The following is a 3,819-nucleotide window of genomic DNA, read 5'->3' as shown; positions in this document are numbered from 1 at the left end:
GTTCTTCCGATGGGCATCGCCACCGAGCGGCACGACAACCAGAGTCAGGAGACCCATCCGGGCCGCTGGGTGGGCTTCCGCCAGCCGGTCCTGCGCACCGCCCGCGAGCGGATGGGGCACAAAGTAGAGGATTCGCGCGAGACCAACCCGGGCGAGGTGTGGGAGGAGAACGAATTCCTCATCGAGCTCTCTTGGCGGATCGACCCCGACGGCCGCCTCGGCATCCGCCCGTATTTCGAGAGCCCCTACCGGCCCGGCGAGAAGATCACCGTGGATGAGTACTACCAGTGGATGTTCGAGAACGGCGTGCCGGGCCTTCCCGAGGCGGCCGGGAAAGAAGGCCTCACCCCGCTCGCCTACATGCGGAAGTACGGCGTCTTCTCGGTGGAGGAAAACGTCTACGAAAAACACATGGAGGAGCTGAACGGCGCGGGCGCGGGGGCCGAAGTGGACGCCACCGGCGCGGCCGTCAAGGACGGGAAGATCGTCGGCGTCCTCAGCGAAGGAAAGGTGCGCGCGGGTTTCGAGACGCCCTCCAGAAAACTCGAGTTCTTCAGCCAGACGATGCAGGACTGGAAGTGGGCGGAGCACGCCCTGCCGCGCCACGTGAAGAGCCACGTCTACTGGCGCGACATGAAGCGCGAGGAAAACGAATTCGACCTTTTGCCCAACTACCGCCTCGCCACGCTGATCCACACGCGCTCGGCCGTGAAGTGGCTCTACGAGATCACCCACAACAACCCGCTCTGGATTCACCCGAAAGACGCGGAGCGCCTCGGCGTGCGCTCGAACGAGCTGGTGCGCGTGGAGACGGAGATCGGCCATTTCGTCACCCGCTGCTGGGCGACGGAGGGCCTCAAGCCCGGCATCGTCGCCATGGCCCACCACCTCGGAAGGTGGCGCCTCAGCGAGGAGATGGGCGCCCCGCGGATCGCCTCCGCCCTCGTCTCCCTCGACGAGGAGGGCGGAGGGAAGTACCGGATGCGCCAGCTGCACGGGGCGCAACCCTTCAAGAGCGAGGACCCCGACACCGAGCGCATCTGGTGGCGCGAGGTCGGCGTCAACCAGAACCTGACTTTCCCCGTCAATCCAGATCCTGTGAGCGGGATGCACTGCTGGCACCAGCGGGTCAAGGTGAAGCCGGCGCAGCCGGGCGATCGCTACGGCGACATTCACGCCGACACCGAGAAGAGCTTCGCGCACTATAAAAAATGGCTCGAGATGACTCGGCCTGCGCCCGGCCCTGACGGCCTTCGCCGCCCGCTCTGGTTTCTTCGGCCGAACCGGCCCCGGCGCGAGGCCTACGACCTCCCCGAATGAGCCTTTTCCCGAGGAGGGCGCGCCTCTCCCCCGAGGAGCGGATCGAGCAGGCGGCGCTCCGCGCTCGGCTCTACCGCGTGCAGTCCCGGAGCCTTCTCGATCCGCCCGATCTTGAACTGATCGCCTTTCTCGCGGCGAACTACGCCTTCCTCTTTCCCGATGACTTCCCCCTGCCCCCGGGGGAGGGCGACATGAAGGCCCTGCGGGTGGACTTCACCCAGCTCTTCATCACCTCGAGCCCGCCCTACGAGGCCGCCATCTGCGATGAGAGCGGACACCTCAACGCCGGCGTCACCGACCGGGTCGTGGATTTTTACCGCGCGCGGGGCTTCGACCCGGGTCTGGGGAGCGGCGCTCATGCGGGCATCCTGGCCCCGGATCACCTCAGCGTGGAGCTCGAGTTTCTCGCCCACCTCGCCGAGGGAGAGGCGGCCGCCTGGCGATCCAGGAATGCGGAGGAAGCCCGCGCCCACCTCGCCTCGGCCGCCCGCTTTCTGGACGAACATCTCCTGCGGTGGATGCCGATACTGACCACCTGCGTGGAGGAGGACGCGGAAACACCCTTCTACCGCAAGCTCGCCGCCTGGACGCGGGAGTTCGCCCTCGAGGACCGGAAGCACATTCAGGGGCTGTTGAAATAGTCTGGGCAAGGATTGTTGAGACAGTGTGTTGCGATAGTCTGAGCAGGGATTGTTGAGACAGTGGGGTCTAGTTTTCGGTAGAAGCGTCGGCGCCCATCTTGCGGGCCCATTTTTTGGCTTTGCGCAGCTGAGAGCGCAGCTGGCGCGCCTTGATCTTCCACTCGCGCCAGGCCCTTTTTCCGGGGGCGCAGGCGCGCGCCCATTCGCCGTAGCGATGGAGCCAGGCGGTGGCCTCCGCCTCGATACGCGCGATCAGCGCCTCGGCCCTTCCCTCGGAGCCCGCCTCCCGGAAGAGGTTTTCGATCATCCGCGCGCGGCCTTGAACTCCCGCCCGCAGGCCCATCTCCCCGGCGATGGCGCGGATGCGCGCCCGGGTGAGATAGATGCCCGAGCGGGCCGGGTTCGCCAAAAGCTGGGCCACCTCGTTCAATTTTCCCTGGCGGAAGACGCGCTCCATCTCCGACATGCGCACCACCCTTCGAAACGGGATATCCGGACGCAAACTTTGCGGGAGGAGTATACCCGCCCCTTCACCTCAGGGGCGAGCCGGACTATTTGCCGTAGATGATGTCCGGGGCCAGGCCGAGAAAAAGGACGATCACGAAGAACAGGGGGACGAGCGCCAGCAGATGGATGAAAAGGCGCTCGATGCGCAGGTGCATGAAGTAGAGGGCGACGAGAAGGATCTTCGCCGCCGAGAGCGCGATGATGGCGCCCTCGGCGATCCCGCTCGGGAAAACAATGGAGGCGCCCACCGAGGCCAGCGCCAGGACGAGAAGGTAGATCCAGATCAGAAAGTTGCTCGGCGGAGAGGATTCTGAGTGCGCCATGTCGTCTTCCCGGTTGAAGTTCCCGCTCTATCCGAGATAGAGCAGCGGGAACAGAATGATCCAGACCACGTCCACAAAGTGCCAGTAGAGGCCGTTCATCTCCGCCCGGTGACCGAAACGCATCAGCCCCTCGGGCCGCCACGCCACGACCAGCAGCGAAACGTTGGCGATGATGCCGGCCAGCACGTGCAGCGCATGCAGCCCCGTCATCCCGTAGTAGAAAGCCCAGAAGAGGGATTTGGCCGGGAATATCGCCTCCCGGAAGTGGGCGCCGTACTCGAAGCCCTTGATGACGAGAAAGACGAGGCCCAGGACAATCGTCAGCCCCAGAAAGCGGCGGAAGGCATCCGCATCGCGGCGGTTCCAGGCGGCATGCACCTCGACCATCGTAAAGCTGCTGGTCAGGAGGACGATGGTGTTGATGGTCCCGAGAAGGGTGCTGTTGTGCGCAATATCGTCGCCCCATCCCGGCCCGGCGAGCCGGAGAAGAAAATAGGAAGCGACCACCCCTCCGAAGACCATGATCTCGGATGCGAGGAACCACCACAAGCCGAGCTTGGCGGAGGAAGCGAATCCGGAGCCTCCCGTTTCTGCCGCATGCGCGGAACGCATCCCTGTTCTCCTTCTTTCTAACTGCCGGCGCTTTTCTCAGCCGCGGGCGTTTTTCTCAGCCGCGGGCGCTTTTCTCAGCCGCGGGCGCTGGCCGCGCCCCGGTCCGGCTGGTTCTGCGGCAGCCAATCGGAAGCCTCTCCCGGAAGGCTGTAGTCGTAGGGCCCGCGGTGGACCTCCGGAACGGCGCCCGGCCAGTTTCCGTGCGGCGGCGGCGAGGGCGTCGTCCACTCGAGCGTCGTGGCCTCCCAGGGGTTCTCTGCGGCCTTCTTCCCCGCGAATAGACTCCAGAAGAAATTGAAGACGAAGGGAAGCTGCGCGATGAAGAGCAGAATCGCCGCCGTCGTGATGAACCGGTTCATGGGGAGCAGACCCTGGTAACTCTCATACTGCGCGGGATTGTAGATGCGGCGGACCAT

At 65.0% G+C, this 3,819-nt stretch carries 6 protein-coding genes; 2 read left to right on the top strand and 4 right to left on the bottom strand.

What is annotated here, in order from left to right; all coding sequences use genetic code 11:
• Together O2807_13210 and O2807_13205 are read left to right on the top strand one after the other, a co-directional pair.
• A partial coding sequence (locus tag O2807_13210) for a formate dehydrogenase (GenBank protein ID MDA1001459.1) occupies positions 1-1,320 on the top strand: 1,320 nt, incomplete at its 5' end.
• Positions 1,317-1,961: a molecular chaperone TorD family protein gene (locus O2807_13205; protein ID MDA1001458.1), complete on the top strand. Its 645-nt coding sequence runs from the start codon at positions 1,317-1,319 to the stop codon at positions 1,959-1,961. The genes O2807_13210 and O2807_13205, both read left to right, overlap by 4 nt.
• A 67-nt stretch (positions 1,962-2,028) precedes the next feature.
• On the opposite strand, the gene O2807_13200 is transcribed toward O2807_13205, so the two are convergent.
• The 4 genes from O2807_13200 to O2807_13185 form a co-directional block, all read right to left on the bottom strand.
• Positions 2,029-2,427 carry a hypothetical protein gene (locus tag O2807_13200; protein MDA1001457.1) on the bottom strand — a complete coding sequence of 133 codons (399 nt, stop codon included), beginning with the start codon at positions 2,425-2,427 and terminating at the stop codon, positions 2,029-2,031.
• 85 nt (positions 2,428-2,512) lie between these two features.
• Positions 2,513-2,791 carry a cytochrome C oxidase subunit IV family protein gene (locus tag O2807_13195; protein MDA1001456.1) on the bottom strand — a complete coding sequence of 93 codons (279 nt, stop codon included), beginning with the start codon at positions 2,789-2,791 and terminating at the stop codon, positions 2,513-2,515.
• Between the two features lie 27 nt (positions 2,792-2,818).
• Entirely contained in the window at positions 2,819-3,403 is a 585-nt protein-coding gene (locus O2807_13190) for a cytochrome c oxidase subunit 3 (GenBank protein MDA1001455.1), read from the bottom strand.
• Between the two features lie 74 nt (positions 3,404-3,477).
• A partial coding sequence (locus O2807_13185; protein MDA1001454.1) for a cytochrome c oxidase subunit I occupies positions 3,478-3,819 on the bottom strand: 342 nt, incomplete at its 5' end.

Source organism: bacterium (genome assembly GCA_027622355.1).
In the GTDB taxonomy this organism is placed as follows: domain Bacteria; phylum UBA8248; class UBA8248; order UBA8248; family UBA8248; genus JAQBZT01.
The sequence above is the reverse complement of the archived record's forward strand: the minus strand, read 5'-3'. Positions and strand labels throughout refer to the sequence as shown.

Excerpts from the sequence above, each read along its gene's own strand:
- O2807_13205 (MDA1001458.1), top strand. The coding sequence starts at position 1,317 with ATGAGCCTTTTCCCGAGGAGGGCGCGCCTCTCCCCCGAGGAGCGGATC.
- O2807_13200 (MDA1001457.1), bottom strand. The coding sequence starts at position 2,427 with ATGTCGGAGATGGAGCGCGTCTTCCGCCAGGGAAAATTGAACGAGGTG.
- O2807_13195 (MDA1001456.1), bottom strand. The coding sequence starts at position 2,791 with ATGGCGCACTCAGAATCCTCTCCGCCGAGCAACTTTCTGATCTGGATC.
- O2807_13190 (MDA1001455.1), bottom strand. The coding sequence starts at position 3,403 with ATGCGTTCCGCGCATGCGGCAGAAACGGGAGGCTCCGGATTCGCTTCC.